A 20332-nucleotide genomic window follows, 5' to 3' on the forward strand; every position below is an offset into this window, starting at 1 on the left:
GGTGAACAGAACGAGAACTTTGCTAAGTCAGCGATTCGTCGCTGATTCGTTCCAGACTCGTTCCACAAGTTAACACGGTTCCCTTTGCTACGCATTTCAGCGCATATGGACGAGACATCTTCCGCTTTACGGTTGGGGTGTGCTAACGGGGGCATCCGCCGCGCCGAGGAGAGCGACACCGCATTATGAGCCTCCAGAGAAGACACGACGCTCCGCTCGTCCTATCAGGTCGGGACGTGACCGCCGTGCTTGGACCGACCAATACCGGAAAGACGCATCTGGCAATCGAGCGCATGGTGGCGCATTCGAGCGGCATTATCGGCTTGCCGCTGCGCTTGCTCGCGCGCGAGGTTTACACGCGCGTGGTCGAAAAGGTCGGTTCGGCAAACGTCGCGCTCATCACCGGTGAAGAAAAGATCGTGCCGCCCGGTGCGCGTTATTCGGTCTGCACCGTCGAGGCGATGCCGCGTGTGGCGGACGTTGCATTCGTGGCGATCGACGAAGTTCAGCTCGCAGCCGATTTCGAGCGGGGACACATTTTCACCGACCGCTTGCTTCACTTGCGCGGACGCGAAGAGACGCTGCTTCTGGGCGCTGCGACGATGCGCGGGATCCTGGAGAAGCTGTTGCGCGGCGTCTCCGTCATTACCCGCCCTCGCATGTCTCATCTTGCCTATGCCGGGCAAAAGAAGCTTACCCGCTTGCCGCGCCGTTCCGCCATTGTCGCGTTTTCCGCGGACGAGGTTTACGGGATCGCGGAATTGGTGCGTCGGCAAAGGGGCGGCGCCGCCGTTGTGCTTGGGGCGCTGAGCCCGCGAACCCGCAACGCCCAGGTCGAACTCTACCAGTCCGGCGACGTCGACTATCTTATCGCGACCGATGCGATCGGGATGGGGCTGAACCTTGATCTCGACCATGTGGCCTTTGCCCAGAACCGGAAATTCGACGGACATCAATATCGGGAGCTGACGGCCGCTGAGCTCGGCCAGATCGCGGGCCGAGCCGGACGACACGTTCGCGATGGCACGTTCGGCGTCACGGGCCAGGTTGATCCGTTCCCTGACGAACTGGTCGAGCGGATCGAGTCGCACAGCTTCGACCCGGTAAAGGTCCTGCAGTGGCGCGCGGCCGCTTTCGATTTTTCCAGTCTGGACGCGCTGCGTCGCTCGATCGATGTCACGCCGCCTGTTGAGGGGCTGACCCGTGCCCTTCCAGCGGTTGACCAGCGAGCTCTAGAATATCTGGCCCAGGACGAGGATGTCCGGCGGCTTGCAGTCACACCCAAGCGGGTGGAGCTGCTTTGGGAGACATGCGCACTGCCTGATTACAGGCGTATTGCTCCCGCACAACATGCAGACATAATCGGCAGTATCTATTTTGATCTGGCCAAGAAGGGCCACGTTGATGAAGACTACATGGCCGAACAGGTGCGGCGGGCGGATTCCACCGAAGGCGACATTGATACACTTTCACACCGCATCGCTCAGATTCGTACCTGGACTTTCGTTTCCCATCGACCCGGCTGGCTTGCCGATCCGGCACACTGGCAAGAAAAAACACGCGAGATAGAGGACAGACTGTCCGATGCGCTACACGAGCGATTGACGAAACGCTTTGTAGATCGCAGGACTTCCGTGCTCATGAGGCGCCTGAGAGAAAATGCAATGCTTGAAGCTGAAATAAACCCGTCCGGCGACGTCACTGTCGAGGGGCATCACGTTGGCTCCCTTCAGGGCTTCCGTTTTACGGTGGACCAGTCGGCGGCAGGTGAAGATGCCAAAGCGATGAAGGCTGCTGCGCAAAAGGCGCTGGCGGCTGAATTTGAAGCGCGCGCGGAACGGTTCTCCAATGCGCCCAACGGCGACTTCGCGCTGGCTTCGGACGGCTTGCTGCGTTGGATCGGCTCTCCGGTCGCGACCCTGGTCGCAGGCGACGATCCGCTTGCGCCGCGGATCATCCTTCTTGCTGACGAGCAATTGACCGGACCCGCGCGCGACAAGGTCATGACACGGGCAGAGCGTTTTGTGCGTTTCCAGATCGAAACGCTGCTGAAGCCGCTGTTCGACCTCAAGGCTGCAGACCAGCTGACCGGCATTGCGCGCGGCATTGCGTTCCGTCTTGTCGAGAATTTCGGTCTTGTGAATCGTCGTGAGATCGCGACTGATGTGAAGTCGCTCGATCAGGAAGCACGTGCAGCGCTGCGCCGGTTGGGCGTTCGCTTTGGCGCGTTCCATATCTTCACCCCCGCTCTGATCAAGCCGGCTCCGGCTGGCTTGCTGACCTTGCTGTGGTCGCTCCTCAATGACGGCAAGGACAAGCCGGGCTTCGGCGACGTTGTGACGGCGCTGGGTTCGGGGCGTACCTCGATTGTCGTTGAACCGAGCTTTGAGCCGGCTTTCTACAGCCTTGCGGGTTACCGTGTCCTCGGCCGCCGGGCGGTGCGCGTCGACATTCTGGAGCGTCTTGCAGATCTCATTCGCCCCGCGCTTGCATGGCGAGCCGGCTCTGGCCCGCGCCCTGATGGAGCGTTTGACGGCGCTTCGTTCTTTGTGACGCCGGCAATGATGTCGATCCTCGGTGCCACGGCTGACGATATGGAAGAGACCCTGAAGGGCCTCGGCTATCGTGCGGAAGCAAAGCCGGCTGCGGAAGTGGCAGCGAAGATGGAGGCGTTTGACGCAGCGCTCCGGGAGCAGGCTGCTGCAAAGGCTGCGGCAGCTGAGGCAACGGTGGAAGCATCCGCCGAGATGGCTGCTGTCGAAGATTCTGCAACTTCCGAGGGAGGCGAAGCGGTGGAAGCTGCGGTTGCCGAGCCAACGGAGCCAGCAGGGGCAGAGGTTTCCGAACAGGCAGCACCCGTTGCCGCTGAGCCTGCGCAGGCCGAAGGCCAGGCGGAAGAGGCTGCAGCCCCCGAAGCTGCGCCGGCAGAGCCTGCAGAAGAGGCAAAGCCTGTTCTTCTCTGGCGTCCCGCCCGCTTTGAAGGCCGCCAGCGGCCCAACCAGAACCGCAACCAGCAGGGCCGAGGCCAACGCCGGGATGGCGACAAGCAGGACGGGGAACGCGGTGAGCGCCAGGGGCGCGGCCGTTTCCAGGGCAAGCAGGGTGAGCGTGGCGAAGGCCGCCGCCGTGAAGGTGGACGCAATGAGCGACGTGAGGGCGGCAAGCCGCAATCTGCCGATAACCAGACGCGTCAACAGAAGCCGCGCGAGCAGCGTCCGGCAAAGCTTGATCCGGATTCACCGTTCGCCAAGCTGGCCGCGCTGCGCGAGCAACTCAACAAGAAGTAGATGAACGGCCTCGAGCGCCAACGCATCGACAAATGGCTGTTTTTTGCGCGCGCGGTCAAATCGCGATCGTTGGCAGCGAAATTGGTTCAGGCGGGGCATGTTCGCCTGAACCGGGAAAAGATTGACCAGGCGGCACAGCTGGTTAAGCCCGGCGATGTGCTGACCATGAAGCTTGAGCGAGGGGTCGTCGTGTGGCGCATCCTTCTGCCCGGCACGCGGCGTGGCCCTTTTCCGGAAGCGCGGACCCTCTACGAGGACCTGACATCCGGCGCGGAGCCGGGAGCATGAGGTCCGAAGGGGAATATCAATCCTTCTTCCGATGCTTGCGCGCATTGGTCACCCTTGCGCAGTTCCGGCAAAGGGATTACCTCACGGCCGGACCTAGCAGACTCAGAGCCGGGCGGAGCCATTTATGACCTATGTCGTCACCGACAATTGCATCCGATGCAAATACACCGACTGCGTGGAAGTATGCCCGGTGGACTGCTTCTATGAAGGCGAGAACATGCTCGTCATTCATCCCGACGAGTGCATCGATTGTGGCGTGTGCGAGCCGGAATGCCCCGCTGACGCCATCAAGCCGGACACGGAGCCGGGCCTGGACAAGTGGTTGCAGGTGAATACCGAGTATGCGGCAAAATGGCCCAACATCACGACCAAAAAGGACGAGCTTCCCGAAGCCAAGGAATTCGACGGCGTCGACAACAAGTTCGAACAGTATTTCTCGGCAGAGCCGGGTTCGGGAGACTAGGGAACGCGGGATTCCAGCGGTTCCTGACGCAAGGGTATAGCCGCGCTTCAGGCGCGGTTCTGATTCGCTTTATTGCGCAATTTGCGCCGGCGCAAGTTCGCGCCTGCGCAAATTGTTGAATCTTGCCACTTTTTGTGTTACATATTGCGCAACATGCCGATGACAAATTGTCGATTCATGGCGCTAGCGCTTTAATCTCGAAAGGCTGCAGATCATCCGGACCAGGGCTGCCTGGGTCGGGCAGGGCTTATTAGGCCTCGCCCGTCACTGAAGGTTCCTACGGATGATGCGGCCTTTTTGTCATGCGCGGCAGTTGGCTGGCCGGCTCGTCGGCCGCGAATCCACGCGCTATCGATAGCGCGTGTCAAAGAAGGAGTACAGGGCGTATGGCAACCCAGCAGAAGAAATCCGCGACCAAGCACGGCTTCAAGACCGGGGAATTCATCGTGTACCCGGCTCACGGCGTTGGACAGATCACTGCCATCGAAGAGCAGGAAGTCGCGGGACATAAGCTGGAACTCTTCGTCATCGACTTTCAGAAAGACAAGATGCGGCTCAAGGTGCCTGTGGCTAAGGCTGACAGCATGCGCAAGCTCTCCGAGACCGACTATGTGGATCGCGCGCTCAAGGTCGTACAGGGTCGTGCCCGCGTGAAGCGCACCATGTGGTCCCGCCGGGCCCAGGAATATGACGCGAAGATCAATTCCGGTGACCTGATTTCGATCTCGGAAGTGGTTCGTGACCTCTACCGTGCCGAGAACCAGCCTGAGCAGTCGTACTCCGAGCGTCAGCTCTATGAAGCTGCACTCGACCGCATGGCGCGCGAGATTGCTGCGGTCAACAAGATGTCGGACACCGAAGCTGTTCGCCTCATCGAAGTGAATCTTGCCAAGGGTCCGCGTCGCGGTGCCAAGGCGGACAATGAAGAGGCCGAGCAGGAAGAGGCCGCGTAAGTTCGCACACACTCGTTACTGAAAAAGACCCGGTCCGATCAGGCCGGGTCTTTTCGTTTGTACGAGCAGTGTCACACGGAAGTGGAACTATTGTCCCTGCAGCCGCGTATTTACTGAAGGCGTCGTGGGTTTGCCCGCGCGCGGTCAGAGACGCGGCTTGCGAGCCGCCATGAGACTTGGGGCAGGATCTGCCGATCCTGTCTGGACGAATGGAGCGCGAGATGGACGATCCGGCACGCCGCAATATGATACGCGAGGCCATGAAGGCCCCGTATCTGGAGCGTCAGCAGGAACATGAGCTTGCCCTGCGCTGGCGCGATGGGGACCAGAACGCGATGCATCAGATCGCGACGGCGCATATGCGCCTGGTTATTTCCATGGCGGGAAAGTTTCGCCATTTCGGGCTTCCAACAAGCGATCTGATACAGGAAGGGCATGTCGGTCTGCTCGAAGCTGCATCTCGCTTCGAGCCTGAGCGCGAGGTGCGGTTTTCCACCTATGCGACCTGGTGGATCCGGGCATCCATGCAGGATTTCATCCTGCGAAACTGGTCGATCGTACGGGGAGGGACGTCCTCGGCACAAAAGGCGTTGTTCTTCAATCTACGCCGACTGCGTGCGCGTCTGGCGCAGGACAACCCGGAACTCACTGGCGAAGCGCTTTACAGTGAACTCGCGGACGTTCTTGGCGTCGCAGTCAGTGATGTAGAAACCATGGATGCGCGGCTGTCGGGCTCAGACAGTTCTCTCAACGCGCCAGTCTCAGCAGATGGTGAGGGTGCCGCTGAGCGGCAGGATTTCCTCGTCTGTGACAAGCCCCTGCCAGACGAAATCGTCAGTGACACAATTGACGCTGAGCGGCGGCGGCAATGGTTGACGCGAGCGCTGTCTACGCTGAACCCCCGCGAGCTCAGGATTATTCAGGAACGGCGCTTACGCGATGAAGGCGCAACTCTGGAATCGCTGGGTACCACATTGGGAATTTCCAAGGAGCGGGTCCGCCAGATCGAAGGCCGAGCCATAGAGAAGCTGCGCGTTGCGTTGACACACCAAGAGCCAGGCCGCAGCGCGGCCTGAGCGTTATCAAGCCACGCGCCACTATTTATCGGTAATGATCTTCACCTTGGCGCCGGCAGAGACGGTCGCACTGGAGCTCATACCGTTAATCAAACGGAACATGCCCACCTTGCGGTCGACGCCTTCCATCCGCGCGGCGAGTGTCGCAACCGTATCTCCTGGCCGAACCGTCACGATCCTCACCTTCAATGGGTTCAGACCCTGCTTTTCTGCAGCGGAAAGAACACGGAAGCTGTTGCTGACCGCGTCTGCGGTGGCGACAAGGGTTGTGCTGGCAGCTGGTGCGGCGGTGAGAAGGCGATAGACCTGCCCGGCAGCGCGGATGACGGTCACGTCGAACTGCCATCCTTCGGCGCGAGCGCGGGCAGAGACGGCCTCATTCCCGTTGATTGTGCGCTTGCGGATACTGCTTGCGTCAAGGCCAGCAACCCAACCTGACTGGATATAGTCAGTGAGCGGGACCCGATTGTCGATGGAGACCCCATCAAAACGGACGGCGGTATCGCCCGGACCCGCAGCCGTCACGGCCGCTGCTGAATTGTCGATCACGAACCCTTGGGGCACCGAGAAGGTGATGCCAAGCTTCGGGTGCATGAAGGTGCGGCCGCGTACAAACCCTTCTTGAGGGGTGTCGCCAAACAACATGCCGTCAATTCCCGCCAGAAAGGCTTCGCGATCCCTGTTGCCGGTTCCGGGAGGGGCGTATTGGCGAGCATGGCGCAGAGCAAGCTCGATGCGCTGAGGTGCGGATGGGTGGCTGGCAAGGAAATCTAGTCCCTCGTCGGCCACACCTGTCACACTGCGCGAGGCGCTATAGGCGGCCATCGACTGCAGGAAGCGAGCCGCTGCAAAAGGATCGTAACCCGCACGTGCGATCGAGCGAATGCCAACGGCGTCGGCCTCGAGTTCCTGATTGCGGGAGAATTGGGCGAGGCGAAGTTTGCCGCGGACCAGGGCAACGCGCGCGGCCGGATCCCCGGCCAGAACTTCCGTCGCCACCCGGGTAGCCAGAACTTCCTCGGCCTCACGCTGCTGGCGCTGCATGCCGTGATTTGAGGTCACATGCGCCATCTCATGCGCCAGCACGGCGGCCAATTCGGCGGAATCATTGGCCAGAGCGAGAAGGCCACGCGTGACGTAGAGATACCCGCCCGGCAGCGCGAACGCATTTATGTTCGGCGAGTTCAAAATGGTGATCTGATACGTCTGGTTCGGATTGTCCAGGTCAAGAGTCAGCGAACCGACCACCCGCGCGACCATGCGCTCCAGTTTCGGATCGGAATATTCGCCGCCATAGGTCGCCAGAATTCGTGGGTGTTGTTCACGGGCCAGCGTTGCGAGACGGTCGCCCCGGGTTACCGTGTCGACCGTTACTGGGTTTGCCGACGGGCGGAAGGCACTTTCATCTCCACCAAGTACCTGACAGCCAGCAATGGATACGCTCATCGCGAGCGCGATCAGCCCACGCCGCACGAAGCGGGCCGGCTGATGTGGGTTCCGGTCCTTCATGGCATCAAGCGACATTATCGGCAGATTCTCGACCCTTCCTCTGATCCGTCCGAAACGTGGCAAACCGCAAAGGGTTGCGCCTGCACTGCCATATTTCGCACACGCGCAACATAGCACGGCGTGTTGCAGCAATGCGTGGCAAATATGTCCGCATCCGGGCGAAAACGCAGTCGTCAGCTACCAATATAGGCGCGAAAGGCATCGGGGGCAGACGGGGAGAACATCGTCGTGGTGTCCTCGAAAGCAGCGATGCGACCATCGTCGACGAAAGCGATCTTGTCGGCCAGGAGCTGCGCATCGTCGGTGTGATGCGTCACCATCAAGATTGTCATGTCGTGATCAAAATGAAGCTGCCGCACCAATGACAGCATCTCGCGTCGCAGTGCCGGGCCCAACGACGCAAATGGCTCATCCAGCAGTAGAACCGGGCGATCGCGTACCAACGCACGTGAGAGGGCAACGCGCTGGCGCTCGCCCCCTGAAAGCTCTGCCGGGAGCCGATGTTCCTTGCCGGCAAGGCCGGTATGAGCAAGAGCGTCAGCGATGTCCTGCCGGTCCTTCTGCGTCAGGCGCAGCGACGGCGAGCGGCCAAGTCCGACATTGTCCTCAACGTTCAGATGCGAAAAAAGGTTGTTCTCCTGAAACACCATCGAGATCGGACGCTGGGCGGGCCGGTCGGCACTGACATCTCGTCCGTCAATCAGAACTGCGCCAGATTGGGGCGTTTCAAAGCCAGCTATCAAATTGAGCAATGTCGATTTGCCCGAGCCGCTGGGCCCCATAATGGCGATGACCGAGGAGACGGGTACCTTGAGGTCAAACTCCATTCGGGTCTCGCCATAGCTGAAGGTCAGGCTAGCGAGTTCGACAGATGCGCCGCTCATGCATTTCTCCGTGTTCGATCCGCGAGCATCATGAGCGCCAGGCAGACGATACCGAGGAAAAGAGCGATGCCAGCGGCATCTGCCGTGCGGTAGCTCCCCATCCGTTCAAACAGCAGATAGGGCAACGTTTTCACGGCATCACTGCCAAAGAGAGCAATGACACCAAGGTCGCCAAGCGACAGTGCCATGGCGAACGCGAATGCCGTGAGCGCCGGACGTCGGATCGAAGGCCAATCGATCAGCCGCAAGCGATTGAAGCCGGTGATGCCCAGCGAGGCGCACAGCTTTTCATGACGCTTGCTCGCTCCATCCCAGGCCGGGCGGATCGCGCGTATGGCAAAAGGCATCGCCATGACGGCGTTGACCGTAATGACCATGATTGGGGCCATGACAAAGACGTTGCCGCTGTGCAGCAGCAGAATGAACCAGCCCGCTCCGACCACGACCGGTGGCACGACAAGGACGAAGCCAGCCCCGGTATCGAGCAGGCGCTCAAGGATGGATGGATGGCCCTGGCCCCGCCTTTTGAGCTCAAGGGCACTGCGCGCAACCGTCAGGGACAGAGACAGCAAGATGCTGAGCCCGGCGGAGATGATTGCTAGCAGCAGGCTGGTCAGCGTCGCGCGGTGCAGTGCAGGGTCGCTCGCCAGGCGCGAAAGGTCAGCCTGAAGGCCGGAGACGATTATGGCGACAAAGGGAGCGGCCACGAAGAGGAGAGCCGAGAGGATCAATGCGAAATTGAAAATCGTCTCTCGACGGCTCGCGATTGACGGGCGTCTGCGCGATACCGGTAAATTGGGATCACCGACCATGTCGGTGCCAAGGCGGATCAGGAGCGTGACAACCATAACGGTCAACGCAATCTGTATGATGGTGAGCGTGACAGCGCGTGCGGGATCAAAGTCGAAACGCAGGGCCTGGTAGATCGCGACCTCGAGTGTCGTCGCTCGGGGGCCTCCGCCAAGCGTCAGTACGATGGTGAATGAGGTGATGCAGAGCATGAAAATAAGCCCTGCAACGCCGGGAAGTGCGGCCCGCAATACCGGCCACTCGATCAAGCGAAAGGAGGTTGCAGGACCCATGCCGAGTTGCGCTGCCAGCCGCCACTGGTCGCCAGGCACTGTCTCGAGGGCGTGAAGCAGCAGGCGTGTGGCCAGGGGCAGGTTGAAGAAGACATGCGCAACAAGAATGCCGGACAGGCCGTAAATGCCTTGCCATTGTCCGCCGTTCAGCCACCCTAGCAGGTCGGCGAAAATTCCTGCGCGACCGAGCAGCGCAAGAATTCCAAGCGCGGCAACGATTGCAGGCAAGGCCAGCGGCAAGGCGAAGAGCCGCAGAATGATGCTTCTGCCTGGAAAGTCTGGATGCCGGGCAAGGGCGCGGGCGATCAGGATTGCGGGTGCCACCGAAAGCAGGGTCGACAAGAGGGCCTGCCACAAGGTGAAGCGGGTGATGCGAAACAGATAGGGATCAAGGGCCGAAACAGCCCCCGACCATTCTGTCACCGCCTGGCTGATCAGCCCGGCAAATGCGCCGCCGATCAGCAGACCGACCGCCGTCAGGCCGGCAAGTCCAGCGAGAACCCGGCGATCGGAGAGCTGCCCCATTCTTTCCCTCAGCGGCTCATGATCTCGAGCCATTCCTTGACCCATGCGTCTCGGTTGGCCGCCACTTCGTCAGCACTGAAGGAAAGCTTCGTGCCCGGCTTCACCGCATGATCGAATGCGGGGTTGAGCGGCTTGGACGTCTCACCGGCGGGGAACATCCAGTTTGTTTCAGGGATAGCGTTCTGGAAGCCTGGGCCGGTCATGAATTCGAGGAATTGGGCGGTCAGGGGATTTTCCGCCCCTTTGATCGTTGCTGCGGCTACCTCGACCTGCAGGTAATGCCCCTCCTCAAATGCCATCGCCTTGTATCGCGTCGAGCCTTCGGCGATCTCATGGTAGGCGGGGGAGGTGGTGTAGGACAGCACCATCGAGGCTTCGCCGCTGGTGAAGAGGCTGTAGGCCTCGCTCCAGCCCGGGGTCACGGTGAGAATGCGCGAGCTCAGCCTTTCCCAAGCCTCGGCAGCATCATCGCCGTATACCGCCTTCACCCAAAGCAGCAGTCCAAGGCCGGGGGTCGAGGTGCGCGGATCCTGGATGACGAGGCGCTGTTCAGGGTAGCCGTTCACCAGCGCCTTCAGGCTCTTATAGGGCGTGGAGAACGCTTCGGTGTCCTGAATGATGGCGAAATATCCATAGTCGAACGGAACGAACACGTCGTCAGACCAGCCGCCGGGAATATTGACCTTCTCGAGGGAAATGCCATGGGGCGCAAACAGCCCCGTTTCCTTGGCCTCATGCGTCAGATTGGTGTCGAGGCCGAGTACGATGTCAGCTGACGTTCTGGCACCTTCAAGCCTCAGGCGGTTCAGAAGCGCCACGCCGTCTGCCACAGCGACAAAGTCGACTTCACAAGCGCAGACGTCCTCGAAATTCTTCTTCACGGCAGGGCCGGGGCCCCATTCCGAGGTGAAGCTTTCATAGGTGTAAATGGTGAGCTTTTCCTGCGCGGCCGCAGGAAGCGCCACGAGGGCGGCAGCCAGTGTTAGAGCGGCAAGGACTGGTCTTGGCATCAGCGCCTCCTCAAATTCTCAAAAGGGGGAATCGGCGCCATGCTGAGCGTCTAATCCCTCCGCCGGTACAAGCCGGATCAGGTTCAGCGGGTTGGCGGGGATTTTCATCCGGTTGCCTCTCAGCCAGGCCACGAATTGATCGCGCCGAGCACCCCGTTAGAGCAGATTGAGACATAGTGTTGCGGGTCGGCGCATGCAAGCGGTTTAACTTCGGGGGCCGGGCATGTTAGAGGCGAGCCCATGACGCATAAGACTACCCGTTTCGTGATCCTTCTTGGCGGCGAACTCGTCGTTACACCCCGCCTTTTGGCGCAGGTTGCTGAGGCAAGGGTCATCGCCGCAGATTCTGGGATGAGACATGCCGCGGCGCTCGGCGTGAAACCCGAATTATGGACGGGCGACTTCGATTCCGTCGATGATGAACTTCGGGAAGCGAACAGGGCGACGCCGGTAGAGTTGTTTCCTGCCGACAAGGATAAGACCGACGGCGAAATTGCCGTTGATGCTGCGCTTGAGCGCGGCGCGCGGGAGCTCGTCCTGGTTGGTGCGTTCGGCGGAGCGCGAACCGATCACGCATTTCTCCATTTGACCGCGGCCGTGCGGCTGGCTGAACAGGGTGTGTCATGCCTCCTGACAAGTGGCGTTCAGGAAGGCGTGCCTCTGCTGGCAGGGCGGGAGGCGGAATTCGAATATCCTGACGGGACGCTGGTCAGCGTGCTGGCGTTTTCAGAGCTCAAAGGCCTGACAGTCTCCGGGGCGAAGTGGTCGCTGTCCGGCCATGATGTAGAGTTCGGCTCGTCACTTACTCTTTCAAACGAGGTTCGGGGAACGCTCTCCGTTCGCTTCGATTCTGGCCGGGCGCTGTTGCTCGCCCATCCTGTTTCCTCCTTTTCGATGTGATCCATGGCTCCTCCGCTTCTTTCCCTTGACGGCATCAAGTTGACCTTCGGCGGCACGCCTCTGCTCGACGGCGCGGATCTTTCCGCTTCGGCGGGTGACAAGATCGCGCTGGTCGGTCGCAACGGTTCCGGCAAGTCAACGCTTTTGAAGATTGCAGCAGGCATGGTCGATGCACAGGATGGCGAGATTTTTCGTCAGCCGTCTGCCACGATCCGTTATCTGCCCCAGGAGCCCGACATGGAGGGCTTTGCGAGCGTTCGCGCCTATGTCGAAGCCGGTCTTGGGCCTGCAGATGACATCTACCGCGCGGCCTATCTCATCGAGAGCCTTGGTCTTACCGGCGATGAAGATCCCAAGACGCTGTCGGGCGGCGAGGCTCGACGCGCAGCGCTCGCGCGGGTCATGGCGCCAGAGCCGGACATTCTCCTTCTCGACGAGCCGACCAACCACCTCGATCTGAACACGATCGAATGGCTTGAAAATGAGCTGCAGCGGACAAAATCTGCGCTCATCATGATCTCGCACGACCGTCGCTTTCTGGAACGCGTCTCACGCGCTGTCGTCTGGCTGGACCGAGGCGAGACCAAACGCCTTGAGAAAAGCTTCGCTCATTTCGAGGAATGGCGCGACAAGCTGCTTGAGGAAGAGGAGAGGGAGCACCACAAGCTTGGCCGCCAGATCGTGCGCGAAGAGCATTGGCTGCGCTATGGCGTAACGGCTCGGCGCAAGCGCAACATGCGCCGCCTTGGCGAATTGCATTCGATGCGCGCTGATTTCCGCAACAAGCGTGGACCTGAAGGCGCGGCGACGCTGACTGCCTCGGAAGCCAACGAATCCGGCAAGCTCGTCATCGAAGCGAAGAACCTGCAGAAGCGGTTTGGCGAGATGGTGGTTGTCGAAGGTTTTTCGACACGCATCCAGCGCGGTGACCGCGTTGGTCTCGTCGGCCCGAACGGTGCTGGAAAGACGACACTTCTGAAGATGCTGATCGGTGAACTTGCGCCTGATGGCGGCACGGTTCGTCTTGGTGCGAACCTGGAGATCGCGGCGCTCGACCAGAAGCGCACGCTCGATCCGCAGGAAACGCTGGCCAACTACCTGACCGACGGACGCGGCGAGAGCCTGGTCGTTAATGGCGAGCAGAAACACGTCGTCTCCTACATGAAGGACTTTCTGTTCAAGCCGGAGCAGGCGCGCACGCCGGTACGTGAACTTTCCGGCGGCGAACGGGCACGACTGGTTCTGGCGCGTCTCCTGTCCCGGCCTGCAAATCTGCTCATCCTTGATGAGCCGACCAACGATCTCGACATGGAAACGCTGGATCTGTTGCAGGAACTGGTAGCCGGTTTTCCCGGAACGGTTCTGCTCGTCAGCCATGATCGTGACTTCCTCGATCGCACCGTGACCAGCACGATCGCGCCTGCCGGAGATGGGCGCTGGGTCGAATATGCCGGCGGTTACAGCGACTTGCTGGCACAGCGTGGCGGCGAAAAGCTCGATGAGCGCGCGCCCCGGCAGAAGAAGGAAGAGACTGCCGCCAAAAAAGAGGGAAGCGGCACGGCGCAGAGCCGCTCCGCTCCCGCAAAGAAGCTGTCCTACAAGCAGAAATTCGCGCTCGAGAACTTGCCGAAGCAGATGGCTGAGCTTGAAGCCAAGGTGTCGGTTCTGGAGAAGAAGATGGCTGATCCATCCTTCTACAACAGGGATCCCGACGGATTTGCCAAGGTTGCTGCCGAGATCGACGCACATCGCGCCAAGCTCAGCGCGATGGAAGAAGAATGGCTCGAGCTTGAGATGCTGCGTGAGGAAATCGAGGGCTGACGAAAGCCCTCAGCGCCAGTCGATGAAGTAAGGCGTCCTGCCAGCTGAGATCAGCTGGCGGAGTGCTCGCTGTTGAGGCGAAGGGCGAGATTTTCCATGCGCTCGGCGAGGCTTGCGAGCGCGCCGGTAAGCGCAGCGTCGTTCTTGTCGGCTTTGGAGAGCGCATCGTCGCGTGTCTTGCGCAGGGTCGCGATCTCGGTCTCCATGCCCTTGATGCGCCTCTGCAGCTCGAAAAGCTCGTCCATCACCATAATGCCGGCCATGACCGTCAGGCGCTGGTCTCCGATCTCGCCGAACGAAGACCGGAGGTGGGTGACATAGCGATCAAAGCTCGCGGCGAGTTCGACCAGATGTTGCTCCTGGCCATCGTCGCACGCCATGCGGTACGTCTTCCCGTCAATGCTCACCGTGACCTGTGGCATCTTCGCGTATCCTATCTGTCAAGCACGGCGCGGATCGTCTCCATCGCCGTGACGAGGCGGCGGGAGACTTCCTTGTTGGCTTCTTCGAGCCTTTCGGCGCGGGCTTCTGACGCGTCGAGCTCCTGAGCAAGGCGCGCACGATCGGCGTTCATCCGCTGAACCTCTGCCTCCGCTTCGCCGTAATCCTGATCGCGTTCGAGCCGGGCCGCCACCGCGTCCTCCAGCACGTCGATCGCCTTTCCGAGGCGGGCAATTACTTCCTTGAGGGTGGCTTCCCCAGTCATGTACTTCGCTCCAGCGCCGATCCGGTGCCGAATCGCACGCTTTGCCAGCGTATTTAAAGTGAAACTTTAGGCAGCGGGAAAAGGAACCGTCAACGCGTGTCCTGCAATGTCCCCTTGAAAGCGTATCCGCTCCCCCTATTGGGTTAGGCTGACGTTGACTCGTGCCGCATGCCTGCTATGTGTCCACTCGCTCTTTCAGGGCTAGGAGAAAGCCCTTTCCCTTGCGCAGGAACGACAAGCGAGCCACTCATGATTACACGTGAACAGCATGACCGCATGGCCAATGCGATCCGCTTCCTTTCGATGGATGCGGTCGAGAAGGCCAATTCTGGCCACCCCGGCCTTCCCATGGGAGCAGCCGATATTGCCACGGTGCTGTTCTCGAAGTTCCTCTCCTTCGATCCGAAGGCGCCGCACTGGGCCGATCGCGACCGCTTCGTGCTGTCCGCTGGTCATGGCTCGATGCTGCTCTATTCGCTCCTCTACCTGACCGGGTACGAGGACATGACGATCGACGAGATCAAGAACTTCCGCCAGTTGGGCGCGAAGACCGCCGGCCATCCGGAATGGGGCCACGCGACCGGCATTGAGACGACGACCGGCCCGCTCGGCCAGGGCATCGCCAACGCCGTCGGCATGGCGATGGCAGAGCGCATCCTGAATGCGCGCTTCGGCGACGATCTCGTCAATCACTACACCTACGTTCTCGCTGGCGACGGCTGCCTCATGGAAGGCATCAGCCAGGAAGCGATCACACTTGCGGGCCATCTGCGCCTCAACAAGCTGATCGTCATCTGGGACGACAACAACATCTCGATCGACGGCGCGATTTCGCTGACCGATTCGACCGACCAGCGTGCGCGCTTCGCCGCTTCCGGCTGGAACACCCTCAGCGTTGACGGTCATGATCCGGAAGCGATCGCCACCGCGATCCAGACCGCGAAAAAGTCGAGCCGTCCGACCCTGATCGCCGCCAAGACCACCATCGGCTTCGGTGCTCCGACCCGTGCGGGCAGCAACAAGGCCCACGGTTCGCCGCTGGGCGCCGAGGAAATCGCTGGCGCGCGTGCTCAGCTGAACTGGGAATATGCTCCGTTCGAGATCCCGAGCGACATCCTCGACGCATGGCGCTCCATCGGTGCACGCGGTGCTGAAAAGCGCGCTGCCTGGGAAGATCGCTTTGCCGCTGCCGATGCAGAGATCCGCGCCGAGTTCGAGCGCCGCATGCGCGGCGATCTTCCGGAAGGGTTCGATGCAGCGATCGAGGCCTACAAGCAGCAGCTGTCGGCAGACAAGCCGAAAGTGGCAACGCGCAAATCCTCCGAGATGGCGCTTGAGGTCATCAACGGAATTGTGCCAGACACCATCGGCGGCTCGGCTGACCTGACGGGCTCCAACAACACCAAGACCAGCCAGACCGGCCCGATCAAGGCTGGCGACTTCAACGGTCGCTATGTCTACTGGGGCATCCGTGAGCACGGCATGGCTGCAGCCATGAACGGTATGGCGCTGCATGGCGGTGTCATTCCTTACGGCGGCACCTTCCTGACCTTCTCGGACTATGCACGTCCTGCGATGCGTCTTGCTTCGTTGATGGGGATTCGCTCGATCTTCGTCATGACGCATGACTCGATCGGTCTTGGCGAAGACGGCCCGACCCACCAGCCGGTCGAGCACGTTGCTGTTCTGCGCGCGATCCCGAACCATATCGTGCTGCGTCCGGCAGATGCGGTTGAGGCGGTTGAAGCCTGGCAGGTCGCGCTCAAGTCGACCCGCACCCCGTCGACGCTGGCTCTGACCCGTCAGAACCTGCCGACGCTTCGCACCGAGCACACGGCTGAAAACCTCACGGCACGCGGCGCTTACGAGCTCGCTGGCGCAGAGGGTGAGGCCAAGGCAACGATCTTTGCATCCGGTTCGGAAGTCGAAATCGCGCTTGCCGCCAAGGTCGAACTCGACAAGCGCGGCATCCCGGCACGTGTTGTCTCGGTTCCGTCTTTCGAGCTATTCTTTGAGCAGGACGAGGCCTACCGCTCAGCAACGATCGGCAACGCGCCGATCAAGATCGCCGTCGAAGCAGGCATCCGCCTGGGCTGGGACGCGATCATTGGCTCAGACGGCCTGTTCGTCGGCATGAGCGGTTTCGGTGCCAGCGCCCCGATCGATGCGCTCTACAAGCACTTCGGCATCACCGCCGAAGCAGTTGTTGACGCAGTGGAAGGTCGTTTGAACAAGGTATAAGCCTTGTTCCTGTGACTGCCCGCCCGTACTAATCGGTTTTATCCCATAGGGCCGCTGGATTCTTCTCCAGCGCGCCGCTATGGGAGGCCTAACCCGGCGTGAGGCTGCGGAGTTTCCGCCGGATGGTAGCTATTTTAGCCCTTCGGGAGACCGCTCTATGACCGTGAAAGTCGCAATCAACGGATTTGGCCGCATCGGCCGCAATATCGCTCGCGCCATCTACGAGAGCGGCCGCAAGGACATCGATATCGTTGCCATCAACGATCTCGGCCCGGTCGAAACCAACGCACACCTCCTGCGCTACGACAGCGTGCACGGCCGCTTCCCGGCCGAAGTCAAGGTAGACGGCGACACCATCCACGTTGGCGATGAATCCTTCAAGGTGTTCGCAGAACGCGACCCGGCGAATTTGCCATGGGGCGAACTCGGCATCGACATCGTTCTTGAGTGCACCGGCATCTTCACGTCGAAGGAAAAGGCCTCGGCGCACCTGACCGCTGGCGCCAAGCGCGTCATCGTTTCGGCTCCGGCTGACAATGCCGACATCACCGTTGTTTACGGCGTCAACCACGACAAGATCACCAGCGATCACATCGTGATCTCGAACGCCTCGTGCACGACGAACTGCCTGGCACCGGTTGCCAAGGTCCTCAACGACGCCTTCGGCATCGAAAAGGGCTTCATGACAACGGTTCACGCCTATACGGGCGACCAGCCGACGCTCGACACGATGCACAAGGATCTCTACCGCGCCCGCGCTGCGGCTCTGTCGATGATCCCGACCTCGACCGGTGCAGCCAAGGCCGTTGGCCTGGTTCTGCCGGAACTGAAGGGCAAGCTCGACGGCGTTTCGATCCGCGTCCCGACGCCGAACGTCTCGGTCATCGACTTCAAGTTCGTTCCAAGCCGCAAGGTCACCGTTGAAGAAGTCAACGCAGCGCTCGTTGCTGCTGCTGATGGTGACCTCAAGGGTATCCTCGCCTACACCAACGAGCCGCTGGTCTCGATGGATCTCAACCACGACCCGGCATCGTCGACTTTCGCGCTCGACCAGACCAAGGTTGTCGAGGGCGATCTCGTCCGCGTCATGTCCTGGTACGACAACGAGTGGGGCTTCTCCAACCGTATGGCCGACACGGCTGTCGCGGTGGCGAAGACGATCGCCTAAGGCATCTGACATAGCCTGATTGAAACGCCCGGCCTTGACCGGGCGTTTTGTTAGGCTCCATCGTTGCGCGGAGCGGCATGTGCTGCCACAGGATGCAGTTAGATGATCATACGGCCCAGGCCCAGTTTTCTCAGCCTGTTTTTTGTCATGCGCGGTTCGATCGTCCCGCGCATCCTGCCGCAGATCATCGGCCTGACCATCTATGCCGCGATGGTTGTCGCGGCTGTGCATCTGTCGGGACTGCAGTTTGAGAAATTCAACATCACGCCGTTCGGCCTCGTCGGTATCTCGCTGTCGATCTATCTCGGCTTTCGCAACAACGCCGCCTATGACCGGTGGTGGGAAGCACGCAAGCTCTGGGGCCAGCTGGTCTATGACATTCGGAACCTTGCGCGCGCGACGAATGCGCTGGTGGAAGATCGCGAGCGGATACGGCCTCTTCTGATCGACGCCTTGCTGTTTTGCCATTTCTTGCGCGGGCAGATGCGGCGTGCCGATGTGATGGACAAGGCGCGTGAACTGGCGGGCGCACCGGCAGACGAATTTTCCGCATTCGCCAACAAGGCGGATGCGGTCATGCGGTGCATGGGCGAAAGAATTGGCGGGTTTCGCCGTGATGGGGTCATCGACGCCATCGGCTACCGCATCCTCGACGAGCGTCTTGCGACGATGTCTGCAGTTCAGGCCGGTTGCGAGCGAATTGCTGGCACGCCTCTGCCGTTTGCATACTCACTGTTGTTGCGACGCACGGCCTACATCGTTTGTCTGTTGCTGCCCTTCGCGCTGGTCTCCGCCACCGGCTGGGCAACTCCCTTGTTCACGGCGCTGATCGCTTACACCTATTTCGGCCTTGATGCGCTTTCAGAGGAGCTGGAAGATCCGTTCGGCACCGAAGCAAATGATCTGGCGCTCGATGGGCTGTGCAGGGTGTGCGAGATTTCCGTCTTCGAGGCGCTGGGGGAACCAGTACCGCCACCACTTGAGGGCGAGCGCTACTTTTATTCATGATTGAAAACCGGGATCGGTCGGGAGCCTCTGTGAACGAGGCGCAAACAGGATCCGGATCTATGGAAAGGCAGAAAATGAGCGGCTTCAAGACACTTGATGATCTGGGCGAAATCAACGGCAAGCGCGTTCTCGTGCGTGTCGATCTCAACGTGCCCGTCAAGGACGGATCCGTTACCGACGCGACGCGGATTGAGCGCATCGCGCCGACGATCAAGGAGCTTTCAGCCAAGGGTGCGAAGGTCATTCTCCTGGCGCATTTCGGCCGCCCGAAAGGGGAGGCGAATGCAGAATTTTCACTGAGCCAGATCGTGGATGCGACGTCTCAGGTCTTTGGTCAAGCCGTTGCCTTTGCTGAGGACTGCATTGGCGAGAAGGCTGCGACGGCAATCGACGCACTTGAAGATGGCGGCATCCTGCTTCTGGAAAACACGCGCTTCCACAAGGGTGAGGAAAAGAACGATGCCGAGTTCGCCCAGGCGCTTGCTGCCAACGGCGACATTTATGTCAACGACGCGTTCTCGGCTGCCCATCGCGCACACGCTTCGACCGAGGGGATTGCTCGCCTTCTGCCCGCTTATGCCGGTCGCACGATGCAGGCGGAGCTTGAGGCACTCGAAAAGGGTCTGGGCAAGCCGGTGAAGCCGGTGGTCGCGATTGTCGGTGGCGCAAAGGTCTCGACGAAGATCGACCTTCTGATGAACCTTGTGAAGAAGGTTGATGCCCTGGTGATCGGCGGCGGCATGGCCAACACCTTTCTTGCCGCGCGCGGCACCAATGTCGGCAAGTCGCTGTGCGAGCACGACCTCGCCGCCACCGCTAAACAGATCATGATCGAAGCCGCGTCCGCTGGCTGCGCCATCATCTTGCCGAGCGATGCGGTAGTTGCACGGGAATTCAAGGCCAATGCCGAGAACGAAACCGTCTCCGTTGAGGCTGTGCCCGCGGATGCGATGATCCTCGACGTTGGGCCGCAGACGGTAGAAGCGGTCAAGCAGTGGATCGAGCGTGCGCAGACGCTGGTCTGGAACGGCCCGCTTGGCGCCTTCGAAATCGCACCGTTCGACCGGGCGACTGTCGCTGCCGCCCAGTTCGCCGGCCAACAGACGAAGGCTGGAAAGCTCGTCTCCGTCGCCGGCGGTGGCGACACAGTCGCTGCGCTCAATCATGCCGGCGTCGCGGATGACTTCTCCTACGTCTCAACCGCTGGCGGTGCGTTTCTTGAATGGATGGAAGGCAAGAAACTGCCGGGCGTCGTGGCGCTGACGAAATGATTTCGGGGGGCGTCAAGCGTGCGCCCCCTCCGGCCCGTTGGGCCACCTTGTAAGTTAAATCCCGCCGCATCTGCTATCATTGTTGGTGCGGTGGCGGATGCGAGGCCGCAGCCACCTGGGGACACCAAGCCCGTGGGGGA

General features: G+C 60.7%; 16 protein-coding genes, 1 pseudogene and 1 riboswitch. Of the genes and pseudogenes, 11 read left to right on the forward strand and 6 right to left on the reverse strand.

Translation table 11 applies throughout. The annotated features are described in order from the left end of the window. Positions 1–185 precede the first annotated feature (185 nt). From IOD40_RS16510 to IOD40_RS16530, 5 genes and pseudogenes are all read left to right on the forward strand, one after another. Entirely contained in the window at positions 186–3287 is a 3102-nt protein-coding gene (locus IOD40_RS16510) for a helicase-related protein (protein WP_198477800.1), read from the forward strand. Beyond that, a pseudogene (locus IOD40_RS16515) lies at positions 3288–3572 on the forward strand (RNA-binding S4 domain-containing protein); the annotation flags it as partial. It abuts the gene before it with no gap. Positions 3573–3699: 127 nt separating this feature from the next. After that, complete coding sequence (gene fdxA / locus IOD40_RS16520; RefSeq protein WP_198477802.1) at positions 3700–4038, forward strand: ferredoxin FdxA; 339 nt, start codon at positions 3700–3702, stop codon at positions 4036–4038. Between the two features lie 386 nt (positions 4039–4424). Beyond that, the gene (locus tag IOD40_RS16525; protein ID WP_198477803.1) at positions 4425–4991 is read left to right on the forward strand and encodes a CarD family transcriptional regulator; all 567 of its coding nucleotides are present in this window, start codon (positions 4425–4427) and stop codon (positions 4989–4991) included. A 221-nt stretch (positions 4992–5212) separates the two neighbouring features. Continuing rightward, on the forward strand, positions 5213–6067 hold the full coding sequence (locus IOD40_RS16530; protein WP_198477804.1) for an RNA polymerase factor sigma-32: 855 nt from the start codon (positions 5213–5215) through the stop codon (positions 6065–6067). A 21-nt stretch (positions 6068–6088) separates the two neighbouring features. Here the strand turns inward: IOD40_RS16530 and IOD40_RS16535 are convergent, their stop codons facing one another. From IOD40_RS16535 to thiB, 4 genes are all read right to left on the reverse strand, one after another. After that, positions 6089–7576 (reverse strand): M48 family metalloprotease, encoded by a 1488-nt coding sequence (locus IOD40_RS16535; protein ID WP_198477823.1) that lies wholly within the window; start codon positions 7574–7576, stop codon positions 6089–6091. Between the two features lie 173 nt (positions 7577–7749). Beyond that, positions 7750–8460 (reverse strand): thiamine ABC transporter ATP-binding protein, encoded by a 711-nt coding sequence (gene thiQ, locus IOD40_RS16540; RefSeq protein ID WP_198477805.1) that lies wholly within the window; start codon positions 8458–8460, stop codon positions 7750–7752. After that, positions 8457–10067, reverse strand: coding sequence for a thiamine/thiamine pyrophosphate ABC transporter permease (gene thiP, locus IOD40_RS16545; RefSeq protein WP_198477806.1), 1611 nt, complete (start codon positions 10065–10067; stop codon positions 8457–8459). The genes thiQ and thiP overlap by 4 nt, the downstream gene beginning before the upstream one ends. Before the next feature lie 8 nt (positions 10068–10075). Beyond that, positions 10076–11077: a thiamine ABC transporter substrate binding subunit gene (thiB, locus tag IOD40_RS16550; protein WP_198477807.1), complete on the reverse strand. Its 1002-nt coding sequence runs from the start codon at positions 11075–11077 to the stop codon at positions 10076–10078. A gap of 37 nt (positions 11078–11114) precedes the next feature. Continuing rightward, positions 11115–11243, reverse strand: a riboswitch (TPP riboswitch). A 74-nt stretch (positions 11244–11317) separates the two neighbouring features. On the opposite strand from thiB, the gene IOD40_RS16555 reads away from it, so the two are divergent. Continuing rightward, the gene (locus IOD40_RS16555) at positions 11318–11977 is read left to right on the forward strand and encodes a thiamine diphosphokinase (RefSeq protein WP_198477808.1); all 660 of its coding nucleotides are present in this window, start codon (positions 11318–11320) and stop codon (positions 11975–11977) included. Between the two features lie 3 nt (positions 11978–11980). Beyond that, entirely contained in the window at positions 11981–13798 is a 1818-nt protein-coding gene (locus IOD40_RS16560; RefSeq protein ID WP_198477809.1) for an ABC-F family ATP-binding cassette domain-containing protein, read from the forward strand. A gap of 50 nt (positions 13799–13848) precedes the next feature. Here IOD40_RS16560 and IOD40_RS16565 read toward each other — a convergent pair whose 3' ends face one another. Then, positions 13849–14220, reverse strand: coding sequence for a cell division protein ZapA (locus IOD40_RS16565; RefSeq protein WP_198477810.1), 372 nt, complete (start codon positions 14218–14220; stop codon positions 13849–13851). An 11-nt stretch (positions 14221–14231) separates the two neighbouring features. Beyond that, positions 14232–14504, reverse strand: a complete 273-nt coding sequence (locus tag IOD40_RS16570) for a DUF4164 domain-containing protein (RefSeq protein ID WP_198477811.1) — start codon at positions 14502–14504, stop codon at positions 14232–14234. A 249-nt stretch (positions 14505–14753) separates the two neighbouring features. Here IOD40_RS16570 and tkt point away from each other — a divergent pair, with 249 nt between their 5' ends. From tkt to IOD40_RS16590, 4 genes are all read left to right on the forward strand, one after another. Beyond that, the gene (tkt, locus tag IOD40_RS16575; protein WP_198477812.1) at positions 14754–16745 is read left to right on the forward strand and encodes a transketolase; all 1992 of its coding nucleotides are present in this window, start codon (positions 14754–14756) and stop codon (positions 16743–16745) included. A 157-nt stretch (positions 16746–16902) separates the two neighbouring features. Further along, a complete protein-coding gene (gap, locus tag IOD40_RS16580; protein ID WP_198477813.1) occupies positions 16903–17913 on the forward strand; it encodes a type I glyceraldehyde-3-phosphate dehydrogenase in 1011 nt (336 codons plus the stop codon). A 102-nt stretch (positions 17914–18015) separates the two neighbouring features. Continuing rightward, positions 18016–18921, forward strand: coding sequence for a bestrophin family protein (locus tag IOD40_RS16585; protein WP_198477814.1), 906 nt, complete (start codon positions 18016–18018; stop codon positions 18919–18921). 74 nt (positions 18922–18995) lie between these two features. After that, entirely contained in the window at positions 18996–20192 is a 1197-nt protein-coding gene (locus IOD40_RS16590; RefSeq protein ID WP_198477815.1) for a phosphoglycerate kinase, read from the forward strand. Positions 20193–20332: the final 140 nt, after the last annotated feature.

It is taken from the genome of Aquamicrobium zhengzhouense (genome assembly GCF_016124105.1).
In the GTDB taxonomy this organism is placed as follows: Bacteria; Pseudomonadota; Alphaproteobacteria; order Rhizobiales; family Rhizobiaceae; genus Aerobium; species Aerobium zhengzhouense.

Coding starts and splice junctions, on each gene's coding strand:
- IOD40_RS16510 (WP_198477800.1), top strand. CDS start 186: ATGAGCCTCCAGAGAAGACACGACGCTCCGCTCGTCCTATCAGGTCGG.
- fdxA (WP_198477802.1), top strand. CDS start 3,700: ATGACCTATGTCGTCACCGACAATTGCATCCGATGCAAATACACCGAC.
- IOD40_RS16525 (WP_198477803.1), top strand. CDS start 4,425: ATGGCAACCCAGCAGAAGAAATCCGCGACCAAGCACGGCTTCAAGACC.
- IOD40_RS16530 (WP_198477804.1), top strand. CDS start 5,213: ATGGACGATCCGGCACGCCGCAATATGATACGCGAGGCCATGAAGGCC.
- IOD40_RS16535 (WP_198477823.1), bottom strand. CDS start 7,576: ATGAAGGACCGGAACCCACATCAGCCGGCCCGCTTCGTGCGGCGTGGG.
- thiQ (WP_198477805.1), bottom strand. CDS start 8,460: ATGAGCGGCGCATCTGTCGAACTCGCTAGCCTGACCTTCAGCTATGGC.
- thiP (WP_198477806.1), bottom strand. CDS start 10,067: ATGGGGCAGCTCTCCGATCGCCGGGTTCTCGCTGGACTTGCCGGCCTG.
- thiB (WP_198477807.1), bottom strand. CDS start 11,077: ATGCCAAGACCAGTCCTTGCCGCTCTAACACTGGCTGCCGCCCTCGTG.
- IOD40_RS16555 (WP_198477808.1), top strand. CDS start 11,318: ATGACGCATAAGACTACCCGTTTCGTGATCCTTCTTGGCGGCGAACTC.
- IOD40_RS16560 (WP_198477809.1), top strand. CDS start 11,981: ATGGCTCCTCCGCTTCTTTCCCTTGACGGCATCAAGTTGACCTTCGGC.
- IOD40_RS16565 (WP_198477810.1), bottom strand. CDS start 14,220: ATGCCACAGGTCACGGTGAGCATTGACGGGAAGACGTACCGCATGGCG.
- IOD40_RS16570 (WP_198477811.1), bottom strand. CDS start 14,504: ATGACTGGGGAAGCCACCCTCAAGGAAGTAATTGCCCGCCTCGGAAAG.
- tkt (WP_198477812.1), top strand. CDS start 14,754: ATGATTACACGTGAACAGCATGACCGCATGGCCAATGCGATCCGCTTC.
- gap (WP_198477813.1), top strand. CDS start 16,903: ATGACCGTGAAAGTCGCAATCAACGGATTTGGCCGCATCGGCCGCAAT.
- IOD40_RS16585 (WP_198477814.1), top strand. CDS start 18,016: ATGATCATACGGCCCAGGCCCAGTTTTCTCAGCCTGTTTTTTGTCATG.
- IOD40_RS16590 (WP_198477815.1), top strand. CDS start 18,996: ATGAGCGGCTTCAAGACACTTGATGATCTGGGCGAAATCAACGGCAAG.